Here is a 21,916-nt window from a genome sequence, read left to right on the forward strand (position 1 = left end):
TTCCTCTATATACCTAAATCATTTTGGTTGTGCACTATAATCGAAATCGACCCAGTGTGCTGAACTTTCTTTCACTCTGGGTCAACTTAATGGTGGTGTTTACCACTTATTGGTCTGTCTTACTCGCCACAGCCACTTTCATAGTCACTTTAAATAGCCACTTTAAAGTGACAAACCGGCCGCTAATTCGCCGGTTGCTGAGAAATTCCGGCTAATGCCAACAAAATGGATTCGAGTTCGTGCCAAGGCAACAACTCAGTGTCAATCACCTCTAGACGGGACTCAAAGCCCTCCAAACTCATGGTATTCATGCTAACAATGCCGTTACTGACATTAAAACTCATGCAGCCTTGATCGGTATTGAGCACCCCTTTGATGCGCTCGGCGTTGAGATCGTTAAATAAAGACAACAGCTGATCGCAGTTAAAGGTGTATTCTGCGCCAAATAACCAACCACAACTGAAGTAACCTTCGCCTTTGTTTTCACGGCGTAGATAACTTTGCGTTGGGCTGAGCGCAAATTGTGGCTCTTGACTGGCGTGATGGTGATGATGTGGCGCGAGAACCTCTGCCGTGTTCTGCGTTGCTTGATCTAGCCAGCGCAAATCGACTTGACCTTGGCTAACCAATTCGGTGTGTAACTTCGCCGGTTGCTGTGCGTTCGCCCATGCCTGAAAAGCCTCTAGGTCGTCTTCACTACAGGCATCGGCTTTGTGGCCAATCACAATGTCGGCACACTCTAACTGATCGCGAAACGTCGCGTGCTCGGTGTACTTCTCGACCGATAAATGACGTGGGTCGACCAAGGTAATAGTGGCTTTTAGATCGACGTAATCTCGGTATTGCTCCGACAATAAAATCGCCATCACTTCTTTGGGGTGACCTAAACCGGTTGGTTCAATGATCAAACGGTCGGGTTGTTCACGCAATAGTGCGGTCAGTGCCACCGACATCGGCACGCCAACCGCACAGCACATACAGCCGCCAGGGACTTCTTTGATCAAGGCGCCTTCTTCAGACAAGATCGCGCCATCGATGCCGATTTCGCCAAATTCATTCACCAGCACCGCCCAGCGTTCACCGTCTGGTTTATTGGCCAACCAATGCATAATGGTGGTGGTCTTTCCGCTGCCCAAAAAGCCCGTTAAAATGGTCGTCGGGACTGGCTTCGACTGAGAAGGGGTAACTTGTTCTGTATTCATTCTGGTTTCCTTGCGGTTAGGTCTCAATCTTCTGAGGCTCGAATGGATTGACACCTAACCAATAAATGTCTTCGTTGGTGGCACTGTTGACCGCACGAATGGTTCGGTTGCGGCCGCCCTCTTTGGCTTTAAGCAGGGCTTCGTCTGCCAATCGAAATAGCGGTTCAATTTCAAACAGGGAGTAACTGTCACAAAGGCCGATACTGACGGTCAGTCTCATGCCTGGGGCTATGTGATCAAAGTGTTTATCGGCAATGGTTTGTCGCAATTGATCAACGTATTGATCAACCTCTTTTCGATTGCCTTTTAACAACAAGGTAAATTCTTCACCGCCCCAGCGCGCCACAGCCAAGGGATCATCAAAATGGTGACGAAGTATCGTCGCCACGCTGGTGATGGCCTGATCGCCGTGTAAGTGTGAGTAATTATCGTTGATTTTCTTAAAGAAATCGATATCAACAATGGCTAAATGCAACAGTTCATGACTTTGCTGACACGCTTGAAATTGCGCTTTTATATGCTGGTTAAAGGCGCGGCGATTGGCCAACCCTGTCAAGGAATCCTCATGAGACAACTGTTCAAATCGTTTTGCTTGCCGCTGCAGTTCTTGGGTCTTTTCTGTCACTAAACGAGCGAGCTTTTTCTGGTTGAGTTTTAACTGCCTCACTCGCAACAAGATAATGCCAATGACCAAGGACACCATAGAAAGAATGAGAAGCGCCTGCACCCAACTTTTTTGCCACCAAAAAGGCAAAATCGTAAAGCTAATGGCGGCTGGGGTGTTGCTCCATTCGCCATATGGAAAACGGGTACTGACCAAGAATTGGTACTGGCCGGGCGGTAAATTGGTGTATTCGACTACGGTTTGCTTACCGCGAAACGTCCATTGCTGGTTAAAGTTTTCCAACCGAGTGCGATACTCCAAACCATCGGCCATCACATAAGACAGACCCGCGTATTGAATCGACACACGACTGGTACCGGGATTGGCAATGCGATCGCCCTGAGTAGAGACAGACTGATTATCAAAGTGCAGGTTTTCAATCACTATCGGGGTCATCATGCTGTGCTGTTTATCAATATCAAGCGGATTAACGGTGGCCACCCCTTGCGCGGTCGCGACATAAAGCCGGCCTTGTGAGAAGGTGGCAGCAGGGTTTGAACCACCATTACTTTGACTGCTGGACAAACCATCGTTTTTGTCAAAATGCTCAAACTTGATCGTTTCATCTTGGCCGTCGGCAACTTGATTTAACTGCTGGTAGTTGAGTTTCCAAATACCGCGATTACTGGTGAGCCAAATATTGTCTCTTTGATGCACAAACTGAAAAAATTTATCGATCGGAAAGCCTTTATTGCGCCCGACCATCACCAGATGGCCACTTTCACGATCGTAACGAACAATGCCGCGATCTGTGGTGAACCAGAGGTAGTCGATATCAATATCGATATCAAAAATATAGCGAGGGTCTTCATGATCGCGAAGATCAAACGTCTCTATCTGGCCTTGAGGAGAAATGGTGGCCACGCCATTGCCCGTTCCTACCCATATATTCCCCTGACTGTCTTCAGCCAAACTGATAATGAAGTTGGACGGCAAACCAGAATGGGTATCGTAAAGGACTTTCTCTCCATTGGCCTGGGACAACAGCAGGCCTTCCGCCGTCCCTACCCATAAATCACCATTGGCTTGCGAAAGTAAAGAATGGACTTCGTTATCGGGTAAGCCATTGTCAATCGAAAGATAAGGTGACAACTGGCCCGCCTGCCAAATTAACAGGCCTTGCCTTGAGGTGCCGACGAACACCTTATTGAGTGAGGGACTGTCTTGACGATAATCAAGGGATAAACTGAGCACCGACGCGTGTTTAATTGGGCTATATTGTGAAATCGCATTGACCGCTTGTGTCCCCATGACTAGGCTAAGGCCTCGGTTGGTGCCGGCCAGCAAGTGATCGGGCGTCATTGCGATGACCGCGCGTGTATAACTACCGATTAAGCCTTGTGAAGGGCTGATTGTGACGAAAGGGGCTTGTCGTAAACGCATGAGTCCGCCGTTGGTACCTACCCAAATACTCCCTTGGTCATCGGCGTACCAAGACAGCACCTTGTTGTCTAACCCCTTATTGTGTTCTAAATACTCTAATGTACCCGCCGGTGACATGCGCGCAATGCCTTGCTCAGTACCAATCCAATAATGAAACAAACAATCTTGCTCGATGAGGGAAATACTCTGCCCTTTCAACGCTTCACTGAGAGAGGTAAACGCCTTACCGTCGTAACGCCAGATGCCATTGTCGGTCGCCAGCAGCAGGTTACCTTGATGGTCTTTGGTTAGGTAATGAATTTTTTGAAATTGGTAACTGTGGATCAACTGCGGCTGATGGCGCTTGATCTGATACAAACCTTTGCTGGTCGCCACATAGAGTAACTGCTCGCCCATGGCCACAATTTGATACGCCGTCACCCCTTGAATCAGCCACTGATCATGGCTGTATTTGCCACTGCCTAGATATCGACGAAACGCCAAGCCACTGTCTTCAACCGCTAACCACAACCCTTGATGTTGATCGGTATACACATCGTGAATTAAATTGTTGGCAGGGGGTTGAGGGTGCCAGCGGCCGAGTTGTAAATAGGTTAATGAGCCCCGTGTCCCCGCGACCCAAAGCCGATTAAATCGGTCGCGTTTGAGCACATTCGTCCCAGAGTCCGACATACCCGTTTGAGGTGAGCGAAGAAAGTTTGTGAAACTTTTTCCATTGTAACGCGAGGCGCCTTCCCAAGTGCCAAACCACAAATAACCATCTTGAGTCTGGGCTATGGCGTTGATGCTGTTATGAGGTAAACCATCACTGGTTGTCCAGGTATCGATAAAATAATCGGCGATGTGCGTAGGGGCTTCGACCAACTTGGCGAAAACGAACGAGGGATAACTAAGAGTAAGCCACAAAATCAACACCACGAAACCGTTATGCACAATACCTAGGTTACGCATCGTCCCTAAATGACGTTTAATACGGATTTCATGATTTGATGACATTAATTCCATTAATGCTCTGCCTGATCTACATATTGTTGATAATACTATCACAGAGCAATCGGGTTGTTGTACGATTAGGCGAATAAATACAGTGATCAAACTCACTTTTTATATGACACCATACGGTATATCGTGTATTTCAATGCGCCAACGCTTTTTAAGCCATGAACGACAATCGAGAAAACGTGATCTTTTTTCATCAGCTTGCAGGCTCAACCATAACGAAATGACTTTTTTCTCCTCGCTTATCCGTCGTCACTCGGTTCAAAACCCCGCCTCACTTCGTTCAAAAAAGCAATGCAACCATCATTATTTCCCCACAAAAAGAACGCAACATCGCCATCTAGCGCAAATATCACACTGCGCCATTGTTATTTTACCGTCATAAAAGAAGTAACACTCTGTTAACTCAGTAAACCATCAATAACAGCCATAAAAGTTCAATTTTAATTTCTCTTATAAATCATATAGATACTTAAAAAACCAGGCTCGAAAAAAATTTCATTTTTATTGATGCTAATTCGTCAATAATCTATTTCGTTATTTGATCTTTATCACACTTTTTGGGCTTGCTAACCTATTTACACGTTATCGGCACAGGCAAGTCGTTTTGCTCAAACCGATTAATCGTCAAACAACAAACAAGAGGGTTTCACCATGATTAAACAAATTACTGCTGCACTACTCGCTGTTTCTTTTATCGCTGCGCCAGCGGCTATGGCGGCAACTTCAGGTGACAAAGGCGGCGTTCACGCCAACCACCAAGCTGATAAAGCCGGTCAACAAGCGCAATACATCAAGATCGTTGGCGTGTCTGAGAATAACCACCAACGTTAATCTCTGAATTAACACTGCTAATCACACAACACTGAACTCTATTGAGGATTTGACTATGTTGAAACAAATTACTGCTGTATTCCTTGCTGCTTCTTTTATCGCTGCGCCAGCGGCTATGGCGGCAACTTCAGGTGACAAAGGCGGCGTTCATGCCAACCACCAAGCTGATAAAGCCGGTCAACAAGCGCAATACATCAAGATCGTTGGCGTGTCTGAGCACAATAACCAGCGTTAATCGGTATTAAGCCGCTCAATGGCTGTTTATACACTGATTGCACTATGACGTATTTTTATCGTTCTAAGAGGAAATAACTATGATTAAACAACTGACTGCTGCTTTACTTGCTGTTTCGTTCATCGCTGCACCTGCTATGGCTGCATCACAACAAAACGAACAAAATCAAGGTAAGCCTGCTGATTACATTAAAATTGTTGGTGTTTCTGAGTACAACAACAATGGCAACTAATTTGCCGCAGCAAAAAACATTACATTGGTAGGGAAACCAAATGTTGACAAAGCAATGCTTAATAAGCAAAAAATCTATTGATTTCGGGGCAGAAGTACAGTGAAAAAGTCATTTTTCCTGATGCCCCTGATTTCTAAATTATTGACTCATTTCATCAAAAAAATTAGCAATCTCCTTGCCTAAATAACAAACTTCTTTACCGATCAACTTCTCTTATCATTAACAATATTAATTGATTGTTTTTTATCCCTTCTATATTTCAATTTAGCCACGTTTAAAATACCCTGATTCACTCTGGCGTTATCACCACGACAAAAACCGTCTTTGGTCAAAACCAATCACCGTTAAAGCAATTTTCTTATAAACAACCTCATTGAATGTTTAATCTCCGCTGTTTTTTATTTCTCCACCAGGCTTTCAATCTCGCCCTTTTTAAGTAATCAAGGTGACAGTTAAATACATTTTAGAGGGCATGCCAATAACGAATTAGACTTAACAAGACCTGCGAAAAATAAGAAAAAACATCGACATCACTTTTCTATTCTCATTCACTAAAAAGTAGCCATCAGCGTATTCGTGAATACTTAATTGGTGTTCATCGGTTAATGAAAATCGAACGCCAAGCTCTATTCACTTCAAAGACAAAAAAATTTGTACTTTCTACGACCAAACAAGGTCGACAAGGCGATACAAAAAAGAAAAATAAAAATTTAATTCAATAAAATCAACATCATAGTCAAAATCGCAAGGTAAGAAAAACTTTCATTTTTATTGATGCGGATTTGTCATTAATCTATTTCGTTTTTTGATGTTTATCACACTTCTGGCCCTTGCTATTATCACCCCACGTTATCAATGACGACAAACATTCAACCAATCAATGAGGAATTGACTATGACTAAATTAATGACTGCTGCACTTATCGCTGCTTCTTTTATCGCTGCCCCTGCTATGGCAAATACCTCAGGCGACAAAGGCGGCGTTCACGCTAACCACCAAGCAAATAAAGCAGGCCAACAAGCTCAATATATCAAAATCGTTGGTGTTTCTGAGAATAACCATCAGCGTTAATTAAACTCAGCTAATAAAGACACCCGTCATTAAGGTGTGTTGCATTTATTATTAAGACTGTTAAACAATACTATTTAAAATTAAAAAAAGAGGAATATATCATGGTTAAACACATTACTGCTGCCCTACTAGCTGTTTCTTTTATTGCTGCCCCCGTTATGGCCGCTGAGCAAAACACGACAAAACAACCACAAAGCCAACAGCAAGGCAAACCCGCTGACTACATCAAAATCGTCGGTGTGTCTGAGAACAACAAACAACGCTAAGTGCTATACATGGTTCGTTTATTTTAAACCATTGAACGAACAAGAAAACTTATTCAATTAACGAGGATATTATCATGACTAAATTATTTACTGCTGCATTGCTTGCTGCTTCTTTTATTGCTGCCCCTGCTATGGCAAATACCTCAGGTGACAAAGGCGGCGTTCACGCCAACCACCAAGCTGATAAAGCCGGTCAACAAGCGCAATACATCAAGATCGTTGGCGTGTCTGAGCACAATAACCAACGTTAATCCGTTGTTGTCGCAGTAAAGTGCGACTCCGTGAGCTCATGATTGGCTATAGCCACGAGCGTAATAACCATCACATTGAATGAAAGAGAGGATTTATCATGATTAAATCATTCACTGCAGCACTACTCGCGGTTTCCTTTATCGCTGCGCCCGCAATGGCGGCATCGAAAGCGGATGAACAACCGCAAGGCAAACCTGCTGATTACATTAAGATTGTTGGCGTTTCAAAATACAACAACAACGGTAACTAATCCGTTTGCGCGGATAACACTCGATTGGTAAGGATGCCAAATGTTGATTAAAAATGACCTGATCAAATCAGGGAAAGCGAACACATAATAAGAAATCACTGTGTCACGCCCCTGATTTGATGTCATGTTTTTAAAAGATAGGAATACTGAACTCAAGCAATATTGAACGTACTGTTTATCACGACCTGATACTGGCTCGGTGTGAAACCCAATCAGCTCTGTTTATCATTCGATTTTAACGGCTTGATAATCTCATCTAACCCTTCAATCTTCAGTGCCAAACACAACTGCATCAGCTCGCCCAATTCTCCACGGGGAAACTCACTTTTGTTGGCAAACCACAGCAGATACTCCTCTGGCAAATCGATCAACAATCGCCCAGCGTATTTACCAAATGGCATCTTGTACTCGACAAGCTGTAATATTTGCTCTTTTTGTATCATAATCTCCCCAACCTTGCTGTTGATCTGCTATTGCTGGTTGTAAATCCGTATTGATTAAAGCAAGTCAAATCAACACACCGGTTTTCATCCGATTGATTTTAACCCATATCATTACAGAGAAAAATATGTCGATATCTACGCCCTGTCGAGCCGCTTGCCAAAGCCATGGCGGCATCTGTCTTGGTTGCCAGCGAACCCTAGAAGAGATCATGACTTGGAAAGACAAAACCGAGGCTGAGCGACTCGATATCATGACGAAGATAAAGCCACAAACCGAGCAGCGAGCAGACATTAAGCCAACTCAAGCCAGCTGCGCACACTGTCAGCAACCTATGCATTGTGATATCAGTGCCGGCAAAACGACCTGCTGGTGCTTTGAGCTCGAGCGAAGAGAAATCCCCGCCCCCTTGCAAAATCAAAACGCCTGCCTATGCCGACACTGCTTAAGCAAACTGCCCCTTGCAACATAGCTAAGCAGTTTGACGTGTCTTTGCCTACCTCACTCAACAACCTGATGACAAACACAATGAAAGCGGCGCCCTTAGGTCAGCGCCAACGGGAGGTGAGCACTCACAATAGGTTAAACGCGATTTGTATTCATTCGCCCAAAAAAGACAGGGCGTATTGTGAGCGCGATTTATTTACCCGTTAAAACCGGTGCGGTAAATGACACCCCTTGCCACCCGAAACGAATAAAATTACGAATATTCTGATGATCGTCATTGTCTGGGTGTTGTAGAACGTCTTGGCGGTAAAAACGACCAAAACAGTGTAAGGTATCTTGCTCTGATAGCCCTTCTTCTATACCGAACGCCAAAATTTTAGCCGAACCATTGTTCTGACCCGCGGCGTTTTGTACCTCACCATTGGTAAAATCGGCGGCGCTAAAGGTATAGTGTGCATCAATCACCGCCATAGTTTGCTCAAACTCGATTCCTTGTGGGTTGGCTTTTAACTCGGCTAAGAACTCATTTTTATTCACTCGGTTTTCCTTTTCTTTCAATAAAATGTGATGTTTAACTCAATATGAATTGCGCTTTTATCATAACGGGCTTTCGACATGCTTTCATCATTTTAACGGCATAAAAATGACATATAACTTTTCTAGGCTTGAGTCGAATTTTTGTCGTTTATTATTTGTCATGAAGGATATGACCCATGTCACGCATTACCACTCTCGTTCTCACCACGTGTAGCGTCGCTTGTACAGCGGCTTTCAGTGGTTTTTCTCAAGCTCAATCGTTGAGCGTCGATTTGATCGGCCGTTACGTTGCCGATGCCCCCTTTGCTACCTCGGCAGCAGAGATCGTTACTTATGATAAAAACAACGATCAACTCTTTGTCGTCAATGCTCATGCTCAGCGTATTGAAGTGCTAAAACCGTCGGCAACGGGACTCGAAAAGTTGCGTTATTTAGATCTCCACCAAGCTGGTGAATGGGCTAACATTGACATTGGCGCCGCCAACAGCGTTGACAGTTATGGCAATTTATTGGCGGTGGCGATCGAAAATAAAATCAAAACCAAACCAGGTATCATTGCCGTTTACGATAGCCGTGATCTGTCATTACTCACCACCTTCCCCGCCGGCTCCCTACCCGATATGGTCGGTTTTTCCAAAGACGGTCGCTTTCTCGCTAGCGCCAATGAAGGTGAGCCCAGCGGTGATTACCAAGACGACCCAGAAGGCAGTGTCACTCTCGTCGACTTGAGCCCTGGCTTAGAGCAAGCCAAAGCGCAACAAATTCGCTTCGACGCTTTTAATCAAACACGCCGTGCTGAGCTCAAAGGCACGGTTCGAATTTCGGGTAAACATGCCTCGGCCGCCCAAGACCTTGAGCCGGAATACCTCACCTTTGCCAGCAATGGCAAGCTTTACGTCAGTTTGCAAGAAAACAACGCGCTGGCCATTATCGACCCCGTCAAAGCCGAGGTTGAAGCCATTCAAGGGTTAGGGATGAAATCTTGGCACAATGCGAAGTTAGACGCGTCCAACAAAGATGCCGATCCGGATACCAAGCAATCTGGATTAGCCAACTTTCATTCCTATGAAGGGTTGTTCGGTTTGTACATGCCCGATACGATCAAGAGCTATACCGTTAATGGAAAAAGTTACATTGTCACTGCCAATGAAGGTGATGGGCGTGAATACGGGTTTAAAACCACCCAAGAACAATGCGAACAATTAGGTTTAAACTGGGACGGAGACGACCACCAAGGCACTAGCGCTTATAAGACCACATTGGATACGTGTATTAGCCACAGTGATGAAGTGCGCGGTAAAAAACTCGATGTCGCCAGTGACCATCCATTAGCAAACGCGCTTAAAGACAATCAACAACTGGCAAGGCTAAAATTCATCAAACCCGATCATCCATTACAAGCCAATGAACCAGCGTTAACCTTTGGGGCGCGATCTTTCTCAATTTGGGATGACAAGGGGCATTTAGTCTTCGATAGCCAAGACCAGTTTGCCAACATCGTGGCTGAACAATCCCCCAATACCTTTAATAGTACCAATGACAATAACCAAAGCGCGGACGATCGCAGTGATGATAAAGGCTCTGAACCTGAAGCATTAGAAGTGGCGATGATCCAAGGCCGTCAATACGCTTTTATTGGCCTTGAGCGCCAAGGGGGTTTTATGGTCTACGACGTCACCGACCCCAGTCAGGCAAGCTTTGTCCTTTACCATCAAGAGCGTGATTTCTCGCAGCCAGTCTGTACGCAAGTCGATGCCGATGGAGAGTGTGAAAACCAAGAATACAACCCCAAAGCCGGTGATTTAGGCCCTGAGTCGATTCACTATTTCATGCGTGGCAATCAACATTATATCGCCATTGGCAATGAAGTGAGCGGCACCACCAGCTTGTATCACGTGTCGATTCAATAAGACCAATTTCACTCAACAGCAGGGCACCCTCTCCAGTTAAAAACCTCGATAAGAGTGATAACAAAAAAGGCAAAGGATTTTTCAACCTTTGCCTTTTCTCATTCTTTGCCTCTCACTTCGCAAACCCTAAGCTTGCTTGCCAATCACCAGAGCGACTTCAAGTTCGCCGTTATCGGTCATGAGGGTAAACGCTTTTTGTTGGGAAACTTGGCTAAAACCTGCTGACTGCATACTTTGTACGATGCGGTCAGTCTCAATCCCGTTGTCAGATGCGCTCTGTTGTACATCCCAAACCAACATCGCACCGCCTTGCTCCAACAAAGAGTATGCCACTGCCATCGTCATCTCGAGATCGTCAATAAACTCACAAACCGACGCAGCGATGATGAGATCAAATTGCCCGCGAAAGGCAGGGTGTTGAGCCGCCAACCCACGTGTTAATTGATCAACAACGGGCTCGACGTTACTCAAGAGCTTTTTATCCAGCTCTTCAATCATGGCTTCTGAACTGTCGAGTGCCACAATGTCTTTCACTAACGGCGACAAATATTGTGCCAGCAGGCCCGTTCCACACCCAACTTCGAGTACGCGTTTATCGGTCAAGTCGGTCAGTTCGAGCAACTGATCAAACACAAATTTTGTGAACGCTTGGGTCGTAGGACGCGATTCCCAGTCCTTTGCAATTTCATCCCAATCCAATGCCATGAGGCCTCCGGTTGTAACTTTCTCTTCTGGGCAAAGATGTCGTTTGACTTCCAATGCATTGCCTTCGCGATGACATAAATTCAACGCCGCGGCAATACAGTGCGATACGATGCCCCTAAGAATACCTTAAAAAAATAAAAAGGTCATAGGGTTAATCACTGAAAATTAGATCAATGACACTCGCCAAGTGCTGCGAACTGACTTACTCTACGGTCTGTGTTAACAATAAGATACCTATCATCACTACCATGAATTTATCTCAAGTTGAAGCGTTTTGCGCCATCGCCGATCACGGTTCGGTCTCTGAAGCTGCTCGACAACTCGATACCAACCGAACGCGTTTGAGTATGGCAATTAAAGCACTGGAAAAAGAACTCGACATCGAACTTTTTGCTCGCACCGGCAACCAATTAACGCTCTCTGAAGCGGGCAAAGCGATTTATAAAGATTGCAGTTCGCTTCTGGCGACGTCATCGAGGATAAAACAAACCTGCGCGCACATTTCTGGCGAGTTCCACGCCGAACTGTGGATCGCCCGTGATGACTCTTTGCCCGATGATTTTTGGCATGAGATCTCCCATACCTTAAGCCATCGCTTTCCATCGACCTCCTTTAACATCGTGTTGGCTTCCAGTGGCGATTTAGAAAACCTGGTTTTAACGCATCAAGTCGACTTTGCCTTTGGGGTTGACTACGAGCGCATTAACGATCCCATGATGAGCTATAACCCTTTGGGTAAAATCAGGATGATGTCAGTCTGTCGTCAGGACCACCGATTAAGTCAAATGCGCCGTGTCAGTGATGAGGAATTGCGCGGCCAACGCCAAGCCCTGATGGTCTATCTCAATGAGAAAGACAACCCCGAACTTGAGCCTTTTTCCAATCGCTACATTGGTTTTTCCAGTTTCGATTACATGCTCAATACCATTTTGCACGAAAACACCTGGGGGGTTTTGCCAGAGCCTCTGATCCGCCATCATTTGCGGCAACAAACTTTATCAGTGATCAAGCACACTTACGGACTGACACAAGAAGATTACTGCATGTTTATGGCTTCTGGCATGATTGAGCACCCTGCCATCAGTTGGGTTGCCGATAAGATCAGTGATTACCTCTTTGACTTCTAGTCTTTGACGACTTACTGATTTCAAGGCTTAAAAAAGGGCAATACAGTCAGTGTCAATTTTACTGACAGCATTAAAATGAAATAAGTAACTGATTTTAAAATACATATTTTTATTCTCTGTGATGCTGCCCATTTGTGACAGAGTTTTCATTTGTCTTCTACTATGCCACCGTTGAAAATAGAGCCGTGTTCATCACGAGATCAACAAAGATGTGTGCGAATAATAATGATAATGAAAAATCTGTTTTAACCTTCTCAGCCCTTGCTGCTTCTTTCTTTGCGGTCGGCGGCATCATCCTAGGCTACTTAGTCAGTTCTATGGTGATCATTTTTGACGGCGTTTATTCAAGTGTCAGTTTAGTGTTAACTTTATTGTCACTGGCGGTGTCTTACTACATCCGACGACCTCAAAAACAACAATTTCCTTTTGGCAAAGCCCTGCTTGAGCCCGCGGTCATCGCCATCAAAGGTTTGGTTATTCTATCGATTGTTTTTTATTCTTTATTCGAAGCGAGCCAAGCCATGTTTGCCGGCGGTCGTGAAATCGACACCTCAATTGCTACCTTATTTGGTGTGGTCAATGTGTTGGGTTGTGGTATGGCGTGGGGCTTTATTGCCCACAAAAACAAAACCGTATCATCAAACTTGGTCAAAGCGGAAATGGAACAGTGGAAAATGGACACTTGGTTAAGTGTCGCGGTAACCTTGGGCTTTTGTTTATCCATGCTGCTCACTTGGACGCCTTGGGCTAACCTCGCGGTGTACGCCGACCCAATGATGATGATATTAATTTCTTTCTACTTTATTAAAGTGCCGATGTGCATGTTAAAAAATGCATTGAAAGAACTGTTTATGATGAGTCCAAACCCGTCGTTGTGTCAGCAAGTCGACCGCGATATTCACGCTGTCGGTCAATTGAGTCAACAGCGTTTGAAATTGGCGGGGCTGACTAAAGTTGGGCAAGAATTGCGCGTTCACGTTGATATGCACTTGCCAAAACAGGTGTTAAACGTGCAAGAGTTTGAGCAAACACGTACTCAACTGACCAAGCGACTGGCGAAACACGACTATGACGTGCAATTGCAACTCAACATTGCGTATTAACTCTTGATTGGCACCATTACTACTGAAGAGATTCGCCCTCACGACATCCGTCACCTCTTGGGTGTCGTGAGAAAATAAGTTACCTCAAGGCATGCCGCCCTTCACCCTCTTATTAGTGACTGCCTCACTCTTTTTTCTTCTACCTTTTTCCTCTCTGTTGTTGATTGTCGCAGACTCTCTTTGTCGCTACTGACAACCTCATCATAAGCAACCAGTTTGATCTTACGCAAATTATCTCGTCGTCAATCGCGTCACACTAAAGCCAGAACAAGAGCGTGTATAACACCGCTCTAGACCACAAATAGACTCTCATCTGGAGATGGCTTATGACCAGTGCATTTTATATCCCTACCGTCAATCTTATGGGCTCTGGCTGTTTAACGGACGCCGCTAACCAAATTCAATCGCTTGGCTATCGTCAGGGCTTAATTGTCACCGATAAAATCCTCAACCAACTTGGCGTGGTGGATAAGGTGAGCAAGCTATTAACAGCGCGTGGTGTCGGCTACTGCGTGTACGATGGCACGAATCCCAACCCGACTACCAACAATGTCAACGAAGGCTTGGCGTTATTAGAGAAAAACCAATGTGACTTTGTGATTTCACTCGGTGGTGGCTCACCTCACGATTGCGCCAAAGGCATTGCTTTATTGGCGGCAAATGGCGGTTCGATTGGCGATTACGAAGGCGTTGATCAATCGGCCAAACCCATGTTGCCCCTGATTGCGATTAACACCACCGCAGGAACAGCTTCTGAAATGACGCGGTTTTGCATTATTACTGATGAAGTGCGCCACATCAAAATGGCGATTGTCGATAAGCACACCACCCCGTTGATCTCGGTCAACGACCCAGACCTCATGCTGGCTAAACCGGCCTCACTGACCGCAGCCACCGGTATGGATGCCTTGACTCATGCCATTGAGGCTTATGTGTCCACTGCGGCCACGCCGATTACCGATGCCGTGGCGTTAAAAGCCATTGAGCTTATTCAAGCCAACTTGCGCCAAGCAGTAACTCACGGTGACGACCTCAATGCCCGTGAGCAAATGGCCTACGCGCAATTTATGGCGGGCATGGCCTTTAACAACGCCTCGCTAGGGTATGTACACGCCATGGCGCACCAGTTGGGTGGTTTTTATGACTTGCCACACGGGGTGTGTAATGCGGTATTATTGCCTCATGTCCAAGAGTACAACGCCGACGTAGCCGCGAAGCGCTTAAGAGATGTTGCCCAGGCTTTGCAAGTCGATACTCAGGCCATGACGGCAGAGCAAGGGGCAAACGCCGCCATTGCCGCGATCCGCACATTGGCCAAAGATGTCGGTATTCCCGCCGGGCTGACAGACTTGGGTGTCAATGTGGAAGACATTCCGACCTTGGCAAGTAACGCGCTCAATGATGCGTGTGGACTCACCAATCCAAAACAAGCGACACACGAGGAGATTTGCGCTATTTTCCAAGCGGCGCTGTAAACCAGAGAGACCGTACCCGCGCGGTGAATTTGTAATTGCATTTAAAGGTATGGCTAAAATCTAGGTAACTCGACTTTAGCCATTTTCGTCTGCGCGGTTATGTGCAAAAATGCTCACTTCTACACAGGGAGTGAGTATGACTAGTTTATTGGAACATCTGCAGTTTTCTTTTTCGGTTACCGGGCCCATTTGCATCGTGTTGTTTTTGGGGATGGGGTTTAAATATTTTCGTCTTATCAATGATAACTTCATCGAAGTGGCCTCTAAGCTGGTGTTTAAAGTCACGTTACCCGCCCTATTGTTTTTTAATATCGTCGATTCTGATCATCAAATTTCATCGAGTATTCCTTTACTGGTTTTTGCTTTGGTCGCCAATGTGGCCTTTTTTATCTTCACCTCGGTGATTGCTAAACGCTGCTTTGATAACCCCAGTGATCAAGGCGTGATCATCCAAGGAGGATTTCGCGCCAATACCGGCATTGTTGGCTTGGCCTATGTCGCCAATGCCTATGGGAACGACGGTATTGCCATTGCTGCCATTTACGTTGCCTGTACCACCTTTTGCTATAACATTTTGGCCGTGATAGCCCTGTCGCCCAAAGGCAATCAATCCGGCGCACAGTCCTTTGCCATGATGGGAAAAACCATGACCAAAAACCCACTCATCATTAGCATTGTCGCGGGTGTGGCCTGCAAGGTCGTCGGTTTTCCGATCCCGACCGTGGTCAGTGAGGCGGGGCACTACTTTGCCCACATGACCTTGCCACTGGCCCTTTTGTGTACCGGCGGTGCACTCAATCTGCGCGCGTTAAAGGCCGATCTCAACAAGGCCTGGTTTGCTAGCGGCTTTCGTTTGGTCCTCGCGCCTTTGATGTTAACCGTTGCAGGCTACTTATTTGGCTTTCGCGGCGTTGAGCTGGGCGTCATCTTCTTGATGAGTGCCGCGCCAACCGCGGCCGCCAGCTACGTGATGGCGCGGGCGATGAATGCCAATGCCAATTTGGCCGCCAATATTATTGCCCTCACCACCTTGCTGAGTTTGATCAGTTGTACATTAGGCATTGCGATGTTAAGTCACTTTGGTTTAATTTCGGCTTAGTCATCGAGCGATAATATACTTTAGAGCGATTAACTAGTAACATTGGCCACCTAAGTTCCGATTGATGTTTACCTATCTTGAGTGTGATACCAATCTCACGAAATAGCAGGTCAGGACAGCGGGGTTAAACTCGATAACAGCGTAAAATTATCCTCGGTAAAATAACGAGTTAGATTCGTACTTTATCAGAGAAAAGTTACCTTGTTCTCGCGTTTTTGCCCTGCGCTATCATCGGCCACGGACTTGTTAAGACTGGTATAAAGATCAGTTCTGGGAGAGAGCTGGAATCGTCATTCCATAAAACCAAGGTTTAAACTAAAAATATGTTCCAAGACAACGCGCTACTTGCACAACTCAAACAACAGATTCAAGAGACCCTGCCAAAAAAGGAAGGGACGATTAAAGCGACAGAGAAAGGCTTTGGTTTTCTTGAAGTTGACCATAAAACCAGTTTCTTTATCCCGCCTCCTTACATGAAGAAAGTCCTTCATGGTGATAAAGTCATGGCCGTCATTCGCACCGAGAACGAGAAGGAAGTGGCTGAGCCTCAAGAACTGCTCGAGCCTTCGATGCCGCGTTTTATCGGCCGTATCAAGATGTTTAAAGGCCGCTTAAACGTCGCGCCCGATCACCCGCAAATGAAGAAAGTGTCTTTGAAGGCTCGTCCTAAAAAGGGACTGAATGAGTCTGACTTTGCTGAAGGCGACTGGGTAGTGGCTACGCTTACCCGCCACCCGTTGAAAGGCGACAATGGCTTTTTTGTCGAGATCACGCAGAAAATCACCGACGCTGACGATAAAATTGCCCCTTGGTGGGTGACATTGGCGCAAAATGATTTGCCCAACAGTGAGCCAAAGGGTCTTGATGAATGGGCACTCAATGACGACGAAGCACTCGAGCGCGTCGACGCAACCCACATCCCTTTTGTGACCATTGATGGCGCGTCCACCAAAGATATGGACGATGCGCTTTACGCAGAGCAACTCGACAACGGTGATTTTAAATTATCAATCGCGATCGCTGATCCGACGGCTTACATCTCACCAGATGATGAAATGGACAAAGTGGCTCGCCAGCGTGGATATACCATTTACCTGCCAGGTCGTAACATTCCCATGTTGCCTCGCGATTTGGCCGATGACCTCTGTTCATTGATCGAGAACGAACATCGCCCAGCGCTTTGCTGTACGGTCACCGTAGACAAAGACGGCGTGATCAAAGACGATATTGCGTTCTTTGCCGCAACCATTAAATCGCATGCTCGTTTGATTTACGATGAAGTGTCTGATTGGCTCGAAAACGGCAGCTGTGAAACCTGGTCTCCAAACGAGACGATTTCCCAAGTCGTCGAAACCTTATACGCGTTCTCCAAAGCTCGTGCCCACTGGCGTGAGACTCATGCGGTCGTCTTCCCTGATCGCCCAGACTATCGCTTTGAACTCAGTGAAGACAACGATGTGATTGCGATTCACGCCGATATGCGCCGCACGGCCAACCGCCTGGTTGAAGAGTCGATGATCACCGCGAACATCTGTGCTGGTCGTATTCTTGAGCGTCAATTCGGTACGGGCGTCTTTAATACCCACCTTGGCTTTAAGGAAGAAAAAATTGCCGATGTGATTGAGCTTGTTAACCCAGAAGGCACGCTTGAATTTACTCAAGAAAGCATAAAAGAGCTTGAAGGGTTTGCTGCGCTTCGTCGTTGGTTAGGCCAACAAGAGACCAGCTACCTAGACAACCGCATTCGCAAAATGCAAGCTTACTCGGAAGTTGGCAACCAACCGCTACCTCATTACGCGATGGGCTTACCCGTGTATGCGACGTGGACCTCACCTATCCGTAAATACGGCGATATGATCAACCATCGTATGCTCAAAGCACACATCTTACAAAAAGAGCCGGTACAAGTACCAGATGATCAGGTCGGTGAAGAACTGGCTTTGCACCGCAAACACCATAAAATTGCCGAGCGCAATGTGTCTGATTGGTTGTACGCCCGTACTTTGGCCAACGCACCGGTTGAGCAAACACCGTTCCAAGCGGAAATTTTTGACATTAACCGCGCAGGGGCTCGCGTACGCCTACTAGAAAACGGCGCCAGTGCCTTTATTCCTGGCTCGCAAATTTGCAGCAATAAGCAGCGCCTAGAGTGTAACAACGACAATGGCACTATCTCACTCGATAAAGCCGTGATCCTCAAACTCGGTGATACTTTGCCAGTGCACTTGATTGAGGTCAATCAGGAAAGCCGTAGCTTAGTGGCAAAACCTATCGAAGTGTATGCCAGTGAAGAGACTCAACCCGAGCCGGCGCAAGAATCAGAGAAGTAATCCCTGAGCGGTGACCGATTCGGTGAGTGAGGTTTGGCTCACACAACCCGAAAACCAGAGCTTAAACGGCTCTGGTTTTTTATTTTCGGTTTATCATTTTGAGAACTGATTCATGAAATTGAAATCTGAATTGACTAAGATAACGTGAATCAAATCAATTGGGTTCTACTATGAAATCGTCGTTACTGCTCACGTTAAGTCTTATTATTACCAGTTCACCTTTTGCCGCTGCGGCCAAAACCATAACGGTTTCAGGCTCAACCTCCGTGGCCAGAATTATGGATGTACTCGCAGAAAGCTATGAAAAGCAAAATCCAGAGCACAGTATTGCCGTTCAGGCCGTCGATTCAAGTGCCGGGATTACACTGGTTAACAAAGGCGTGGTGCCGATTGGAATGAGCTCTCGCTATCTGACCGAGGCAGAAAAAGAGCCTTCAATGGTGGTGGAAACGCTTGCCTATGACGGCCTAGCGGTTGTCGTTAACAAAGCCAACCCTATCGATAACCTCACAGAAAAACAGCTATTTAACATCTATCAAGGTAAGATCACCAATTGGTCAGAGCTCGGCGGCCCTGATAAGAAAATTGCGGTCGTGACTCGCGAAGCGTCTTCTGGCTCTCGTTATAGCTTTGAGACCTTACTTGGCCTGACTCAAATCATCAATGAACAATTGGTTTCCAATGCCAACCCGGGTAACTTGGTGGTCAACAGCAATGGCATGATGAAAACCCTGGTCAGTAACAACCCACAATCGATCGGGTTTATCTCACTTGGCTCTGTCGATCAATCCGTTAAAGCCTTAAAATTTAATGGTATTGAAGCCTCCAATCGCAACATTGCCAATCAAAGCTATGGCTTGATTCGCCCTTTCATCATTCTCTATCATCACGACCGCCTCGATGAAGAAGCACGTGCCTTCATCGATTACTTACACAGTAAAGAAGCCAAGCAACTGATGAATGACTACGGTTACAGCGCCAATAAAACCGCTGTTCAATAATTCACTGTCACTCAATAACAAAAATGCCCGCGTTCAAGCGGGCATTTTACGTTATACGAGCCAACAAAAAGGGATTAAAAATGAAGTTGGATAACAGAAATCACCACCGCACCAGGACGGCGAACACCTTCGATTTCTACTTTAATTTCTCTTTCTATTTCTAAGCCTTTCTTAACTGGTGTCACTTTTTTAAGCGTACTGACGGCGCGAACTCGACTGCCGGCTTTTACCGGGTACGGGAAACGCACTTGATTTAAGCCCATGTTCACCACCACTTTCGCGGTTGGGAACTGGTTTTGCTCAGGATCGACCGCATCGGTTAAACGCGGTAATAATGCCAGCGTTAAAAAACCATGGGCAACCGTCGTTTTAAACGGTGATTCCTGGGCGGCACGCTCTGGATCAGTATGTATCCATTGGTTATCATCCGTTACCGATGCAAATTGATTAATACGCTCTTGGCTCACATCCAACCAGTCGCCCGTGTGGATCACTTGATCGATTTTTTCGTTCAATTGATCGAAAACCGCTCGTGTTTCCGGTTTCATCACGATTGGCGCTTCTACTGGTGCGTCCTCGTTCACCGCTGGAGCTTGGTGATCACGGATGCGAGCAAACAAAGCACTTCCTTGAGCTTTGGTTAAAAAGTCACTCCAATATTCGCGCAGCGTTGGAGGCATCCTGTTCATAAACTCGGCGTGATGGTTAGAAAACGCATCCACTTTGTGTTTAAAAAGATTGGTGACTTTCATAAAAACCCTTTGAAAATTAATAGCACAACTGGCCTTACCTGCTTAATTTTGAAGTACTTCACAGAATGTTGCAAACACTTTCGGGCGAACACTCGTATGCTATTAGGCGTTTTTTCAATTAAATACAAATAGTTATAAATAAAACAGCATTTTATTAGAGAGCGCTATTTTTACCTGCTCTTGACATAAAAAAGCAAATCGGCTAACGAATGTTAGCCGAAAAAAGAGGATTCAATGAGAAAAAATACCCAGGCTATCGCGACGCTTCAAACTGCAAAAGTCGTTTTTCTAGACCTCTAAATAGCAGTGTCAAACCGCCATTGACCAAAAGGTAAAATACCCCGGCCATAGAGAAGATCACTAAGGTGTCATAAGTCTGGGCATTTAAGCGTTGCGCATAGCCCATTACATCCATAATGGTAATCGTGCTTGCTAAAGAAGTGCCTTTAAACACCAAGATGACTTCATTTGAGTAAGCCGGTATCGCCCGTTTCAACGCGTAGGGCAAGACAACGCGCAAGGTTTGCTGTTTGTTCATCCCCAATGCATAACAAGCCTGCCACTGGCCTTGAGGAATCGCTTTGACCGCCCCATAGAAAAGTTGGCTGCTGTAAGCGGCGGTATTTAACGCCAAGGCCAACATGGCGCAAAACCAGGGCTCTCTTAACCAATGCCAAAAGACACTGGACTTGATCCAATCAAACTGGCCTGGGCCGTAATAGATCAAAAAGATCTGCACCAACAAGGGCGTACCGGTAAACAGCACAATAAAACCGCGCAACAAAGGGGTCAGATAAGCCAGTTTCAAGCTAAACACTATAGTCATGGTAATGGCTATCACGCCTCCGACCGCCAAGGCCGCGGCCGTCAAACCCAAACTGGTATAAAGCCCGTCGAATAACGGCGACAAGTAGGTTGGATTAAACATCAGTAATTGGCCTCATTGAGCTGGTATCGATGATTGAGTTTATCGATGCCTTTTTGCGTTAGCAGAGTAATGACCAGATAGATGACGGCAATAATTGCATACCAAGTAAAACTTTGGTGGGTGGCCGCCGCGGTCAACTGCGCTTGTTTCAATAAGTCCGTCACCCCAATCAGAGAAATCAATGCCGTATCTTTTAACAGAACTAACCATTGGTTGGTCAACCCCGGTAAAGCATGACGAAGTGCTTGTGGGAAGATGATCCGCCTAAAGCTATACCCTGGGCTAAGCCCTAATGCTTGGCACGATTCTAATTGTCCTTTGGGGACCGCTTTCAAAGCGCCGCGCAACGTTTGTGAGGCATAGGAGGCAAAAATCAACGCCAAGGCAATCACACCGCAAATAAAGGGACTCACCTCAACATATTCGCCAGTGAGATAAAACAGGATCTGCGACGAGCCAAAAAAGATAAACAGCACGACCAGCAGCTCTGGCAGCCCGCGAATCACAGTCACCCACGCCGATGTCAACCAGCGCACAGGAGCTAATTTACTCGACTCACCAAGCGCAAATATCACCGCCAGTACTAACCCAACCACCAAACTGGTAAACGCCAGGTGGACGGTGATCCACGTGGCGTTTAACAAGGCTTGGCTATAGCCCAACAGTTCCATAA

23 protein-coding genes are annotated in these 21,916 nt (G+C 46.0%); 15 read left to right on the top strand and 8 right to left on the bottom strand.

What is annotated here, in order from left to right; all coding sequences use genetic code 11:
• Window positions 1-182: 182 nt before the first annotated feature.
• Together AB0763_RS13865 and AB0763_RS13870 are read right to left on the bottom strand one after the other, a co-directional pair.
• The gene (locus AB0763_RS13865; protein WP_306099780.1) at window positions 183-1,202 is read right to left on the bottom strand and encodes a GTP-binding protein; all 1,020 of its coding nucleotides are present in this window, start codon (window positions 1,200-1,202) and stop codon (window positions 183-185) included.
• A 16-nt stretch (window positions 1,203-1,218) separates the two neighbouring features.
• Window positions 1,219-4,245, bottom strand: coding sequence for a diguanylate cyclase (locus AB0763_RS13870; RefSeq protein WP_368644165.1), 3,027 nt, complete (start codon window positions 4,243-4,245; stop codon window positions 1,219-1,221).
• A 657-nt stretch (window positions 4,246-4,902) separates the two neighbouring features.
• Here AB0763_RS13870 and AB0763_RS13875 point away from each other — a divergent pair.
• From AB0763_RS13875 to AB0763_RS13905, 7 genes are all read left to right on the top strand, one after another.
• Entirely contained in the window at window positions 4,903-5,082 is a 180-nt protein-coding gene (locus AB0763_RS13875) for a hypothetical protein (RefSeq protein ID WP_306099782.1), read from the top strand.
• A gap of 55 nt (window positions 5,083-5,137) precedes the next feature.
• Window positions 5,138-5,317, top strand: coding sequence for a hypothetical protein (locus tag AB0763_RS13880; RefSeq protein WP_306099783.1), 180 nt, complete (start codon window positions 5,138-5,140; stop codon window positions 5,315-5,317).
• A gap of 79 nt (window positions 5,318-5,396) precedes the next feature.
• Entirely contained in the window at window positions 5,397-5,549 is a 153-nt protein-coding gene (locus tag AB0763_RS13885) for a hypothetical protein (RefSeq protein ID WP_306099784.1), read from the top strand.
• 894 nt (window positions 5,550-6,443) lie between these two features.
• The gene (locus tag AB0763_RS13890; protein WP_306099785.1) at window positions 6,444-6,620 is read left to right on the top strand and encodes a hypothetical protein; all 177 of its coding nucleotides are present in this window, start codon (window positions 6,444-6,446) and stop codon (window positions 6,618-6,620) included.
• A gap of 101 nt (window positions 6,621-6,721) precedes the next feature.
• The gene (locus AB0763_RS13895; protein ID WP_306099786.1) at window positions 6,722-6,886 is read left to right on the top strand and encodes a hypothetical protein; all 165 of its coding nucleotides are present in this window, start codon (window positions 6,722-6,724) and stop codon (window positions 6,884-6,886) included.
• 74 nt (window positions 6,887-6,960) lie between these two features.
• Window positions 6,961-7,137 carry a hypothetical protein gene (locus AB0763_RS13900; protein WP_306099787.1) on the top strand — a complete coding sequence of 59 codons (177 nt, stop codon included), beginning with the start codon at window positions 6,961-6,963 and terminating at the stop codon, window positions 7,135-7,137.
• 98 nt (window positions 7,138-7,235) lie between these two features.
• On the top strand, window positions 7,236-7,388 hold the full coding sequence (locus AB0763_RS13905; RefSeq protein WP_306099788.1) for a hypothetical protein: 153 nt from the start codon (window positions 7,236-7,238) through the stop codon (window positions 7,386-7,388).
• Window positions 7,389-7,600: 212 nt separating this feature from the next.
• Here AB0763_RS13905 and AB0763_RS13910 read toward each other — a convergent pair whose 3' ends face one another.
• The gene (locus tag AB0763_RS13910) at window positions 7,601-7,831 is read right to left on the bottom strand and encodes a DUF3820 family protein (protein WP_306099789.1); all 231 of its coding nucleotides are present in this window, start codon (window positions 7,829-7,831) and stop codon (window positions 7,601-7,603) included.
• A 131-nt stretch (window positions 7,832-7,962) separates the two neighbouring features.
• Here AB0763_RS13910 and AB0763_RS13915 point away from each other — a divergent pair, with 131 nt between their 5' ends.
• Entirely contained in the window at window positions 7,963-8,301 is a 339-nt protein-coding gene (locus AB0763_RS13915; protein ID WP_306099920.1) for a cysteine-rich CWC family protein, read from the top strand.
• A 167-nt stretch (window positions 8,302-8,468) separates the two neighbouring features.
• Here the strand turns inward: AB0763_RS13915 and AB0763_RS13920 are convergent, their stop codons facing one another.
• Window positions 8,469-8,813, bottom strand: a complete 345-nt coding sequence (locus tag AB0763_RS13920) for a HopJ type III effector protein (protein ID WP_306099790.1) — start codon at window positions 8,811-8,813, stop codon at window positions 8,469-8,471.
• 176 nt (window positions 8,814-8,989) lie between these two features.
• Between AB0763_RS13920 and AB0763_RS13925 the strand changes: the two genes are divergently transcribed.
• Window positions 8,990-10,723, top strand: a complete 1,734-nt coding sequence (locus AB0763_RS13925) for a choice-of-anchor I family protein (RefSeq protein ID WP_306099791.1) — start codon at window positions 8,990-8,992, stop codon at window positions 10,721-10,723.
• A 126-nt stretch (window positions 10,724-10,849) separates the two neighbouring features.
• Here the strand turns inward: AB0763_RS13925 and AB0763_RS13930 are convergent, their stop codons facing one another.
• On the bottom strand, window positions 10,850-11,428 hold the full coding sequence (locus AB0763_RS13930; protein ID WP_306099792.1) for a class I SAM-dependent methyltransferase: 579 nt from the start codon (window positions 11,426-11,428) through the stop codon (window positions 10,850-10,852).
• A gap of 248 nt (window positions 11,429-11,676) precedes the next feature.
• On the opposite strand from AB0763_RS13930, the gene AB0763_RS13935 reads away from it, so the two are divergent.
• The 6 genes from AB0763_RS13935 to AB0763_RS13960 all read left to right on the top strand — a co-directional run bounded on the left by AB0763_RS13935 (window position 11,677) and on the right by AB0763_RS13960 (window position 19,563).
• Complete coding sequence (locus tag AB0763_RS13935; protein WP_306099793.1) at window positions 11,677-12,555, top strand: LysR family transcriptional regulator; 879 nt, start codon at window positions 11,677-11,679, stop codon at window positions 12,553-12,555.
• Between the two features lie 209 nt (window positions 12,556-12,764).
• Window positions 12,765-13,658: a cation diffusion facilitator family transporter gene (locus AB0763_RS13940; protein ID WP_306099794.1), complete on the top strand. Its 894-nt coding sequence runs from the start codon at window positions 12,765-12,767 to the stop codon at window positions 13,656-13,658.
• Window positions 13,659-13,984: 326 nt separating this feature from the next.
• Window positions 13,985-15,133, top strand: coding sequence for an L-threonine dehydrogenase (yiaY, locus tag AB0763_RS13945; RefSeq protein ID WP_306099795.1), 1,149 nt, complete (start codon window positions 13,985-13,987; stop codon window positions 15,131-15,133).
• A 136-nt stretch (window positions 15,134-15,269) separates the two neighbouring features.
• Entirely contained in the window at window positions 15,270-16,232 is a 963-nt protein-coding gene (locus tag AB0763_RS13950) for an AEC family transporter (RefSeq protein WP_306099796.1), read from the top strand.
• Window positions 16,233-16,555: 323 nt separating this feature from the next.
• A complete protein-coding gene (gene rnb, locus AB0763_RS13955) occupies window positions 16,556-18,562 on the top strand; it encodes an exoribonuclease II (protein ID WP_306099797.1) in 2,007 nt (668 codons plus the stop codon).
• A 170-nt stretch (window positions 18,563-18,732) separates the two neighbouring features.
• Window positions 18,733-19,563: a phosphate ABC transporter substrate-binding protein gene (locus tag AB0763_RS13960; RefSeq protein ID WP_306099798.1), complete on the top strand. Its 831-nt coding sequence runs from the start codon at window positions 18,733-18,735 to the stop codon at window positions 19,561-19,563.
• Window positions 19,564-19,637: 74 nt separating this feature from the next.
• On the opposite strand, the gene AB0763_RS13965 is transcribed toward AB0763_RS13960, so the two are convergent.
• The 3 genes from AB0763_RS13965 to artQ form a co-directional block, all read right to left on the bottom strand.
• Window positions 19,638-20,315 carry a MaoC family dehydratase gene (locus tag AB0763_RS13965; RefSeq protein ID WP_306099799.1) on the bottom strand — a complete coding sequence of 226 codons (678 nt, stop codon included), beginning with the start codon at window positions 20,313-20,315 and terminating at the stop codon, window positions 19,638-19,640.
• A 253-nt stretch (window positions 20,316-20,568) separates the two neighbouring features.
• Entirely contained in the window at window positions 20,569-21,243 is a 675-nt protein-coding gene (gene artM / locus AB0763_RS13970; protein ID WP_306099800.1) for an arginine ABC transporter permease ArtM, read from the bottom strand.
• Window positions 21,243-21,914: an arginine ABC transporter permease ArtQ gene (gene artQ / locus AB0763_RS13975; RefSeq protein ID WP_306099801.1), complete on the bottom strand. Its 672-nt coding sequence runs from the start codon at window positions 21,912-21,914 to the stop codon at window positions 21,243-21,245. The genes artM and artQ overlap by 1 nt, the downstream gene beginning before the upstream one ends.
• Window positions 21,915-21,916: the final 2 nt, after the last annotated feature.

The sequence above is a fragment of the Vibrio sp. HB236076 genome, assembly GCF_040957575.1.
Lineage (GTDB): Bacteria > Pseudomonadota > Gammaproteobacteria > Enterobacterales > Vibrionaceae > Vibrio.

What these genes read in the sequence shown, in the direction of transcription:
- AB0763_RS13865 (WP_306099780.1), bottom strand. Translation starts at nt 1,202, where the DNA reads ATGAATACAGAACAAGTTACCCCTTCTCAGTCGAAGCCAGTCCCGACG.
- AB0763_RS13870 (WP_368644165.1), bottom strand. Translation starts at nt 4,245, where the DNA reads ATGTCATCAAATCATGAAATCCGTATTAAACGTCATTTAGGGACGATG.
- AB0763_RS13875 (WP_306099782.1), top strand. Translation starts at nt 4,903, where the DNA reads ATGATTAAACAAATTACTGCTGCACTACTCGCTGTTTCTTTTATCGCT.
- AB0763_RS13880 (WP_306099783.1), top strand. Translation starts at nt 5,138, where the DNA reads ATGTTGAAACAAATTACTGCTGTATTCCTTGCTGCTTCTTTTATCGCT.
- AB0763_RS13885 (WP_306099784.1), top strand. Translation starts at nt 5,397, where the DNA reads ATGATTAAACAACTGACTGCTGCTTTACTTGCTGTTTCGTTCATCGCT.
- AB0763_RS13890 (WP_306099785.1), top strand. Translation starts at nt 6,444, where the DNA reads ATGACTAAATTAATGACTGCTGCACTTATCGCTGCTTCTTTTATCGCT.
- AB0763_RS13895 (WP_306099786.1), top strand. Translation starts at nt 6,722, where the DNA reads ATGGTTAAACACATTACTGCTGCCCTACTAGCTGTTTCTTTTATTGCT.
- AB0763_RS13900 (WP_306099787.1), top strand. Translation starts at nt 6,961, where the DNA reads ATGACTAAATTATTTACTGCTGCATTGCTTGCTGCTTCTTTTATTGCT.
- AB0763_RS13905 (WP_306099788.1), top strand. Translation starts at nt 7,236, where the DNA reads ATGATTAAATCATTCACTGCAGCACTACTCGCGGTTTCCTTTATCGCT.
- AB0763_RS13910 (WP_306099789.1), bottom strand. Translation starts at nt 7,831, where the DNA reads ATGATACAAAAAGAGCAAATATTACAGCTTGTCGAGTACAAGATGCCA.
- AB0763_RS13925 (WP_306099791.1), top strand. Translation starts at nt 8,990, where the DNA reads ATGTCACGCATTACCACTCTCGTTCTCACCACGTGTAGCGTCGCTTGT.
- AB0763_RS13930 (WP_306099792.1), bottom strand. Translation starts at nt 11,428, where the DNA reads ATGGCATTGGATTGGGATGAAATTGCAAAGGACTGGGAATCGCGTCCT.
- AB0763_RS13935 (WP_306099793.1), top strand. Translation starts at nt 11,677, where the DNA reads ATGAATTTATCTCAAGTTGAAGCGTTTTGCGCCATCGCCGATCACGGT.
- AB0763_RS13940 (WP_306099794.1), top strand. Translation starts at nt 12,765, where the DNA reads ATGTGTGCGAATAATAATGATAATGAAAAATCTGTTTTAACCTTCTCA.
- yiaY (WP_306099795.1), top strand. Translation starts at nt 13,985, where the DNA reads ATGACCAGTGCATTTTATATCCCTACCGTCAATCTTATGGGCTCTGGC.
- AB0763_RS13950 (WP_306099796.1), top strand. Translation starts at nt 15,270, where the DNA reads ATGACTAGTTTATTGGAACATCTGCAGTTTTCTTTTTCGGTTACCGGG.
- rnb (WP_306099797.1), top strand. Translation starts at nt 16,556, where the DNA reads ATGTTCCAAGACAACGCGCTACTTGCACAACTCAAACAACAGATTCAA.
- AB0763_RS13960 (WP_306099798.1), top strand. Translation starts at nt 18,733, where the DNA reads ATGAAATCGTCGTTACTGCTCACGTTAAGTCTTATTATTACCAGTTCA.
- AB0763_RS13965 (WP_306099799.1), bottom strand. Translation starts at nt 20,315, where the DNA reads ATGAAAGTCACCAATCTTTTTAAACACAAAGTGGATGCGTTTTCTAAC.
- artM (WP_306099800.1), bottom strand. Translation starts at nt 21,243, where the DNA reads ATGTTTAATCCAACCTACTTGTCGCCGTTATTCGACGGGCTTTATACC.
- artQ (WP_306099801.1), bottom strand. Translation starts at nt 21,914, where the DNA reads ATGGAACTGTTGGGCTATAGCCAAGCCTTGTTAAACGCCACGTGGATC.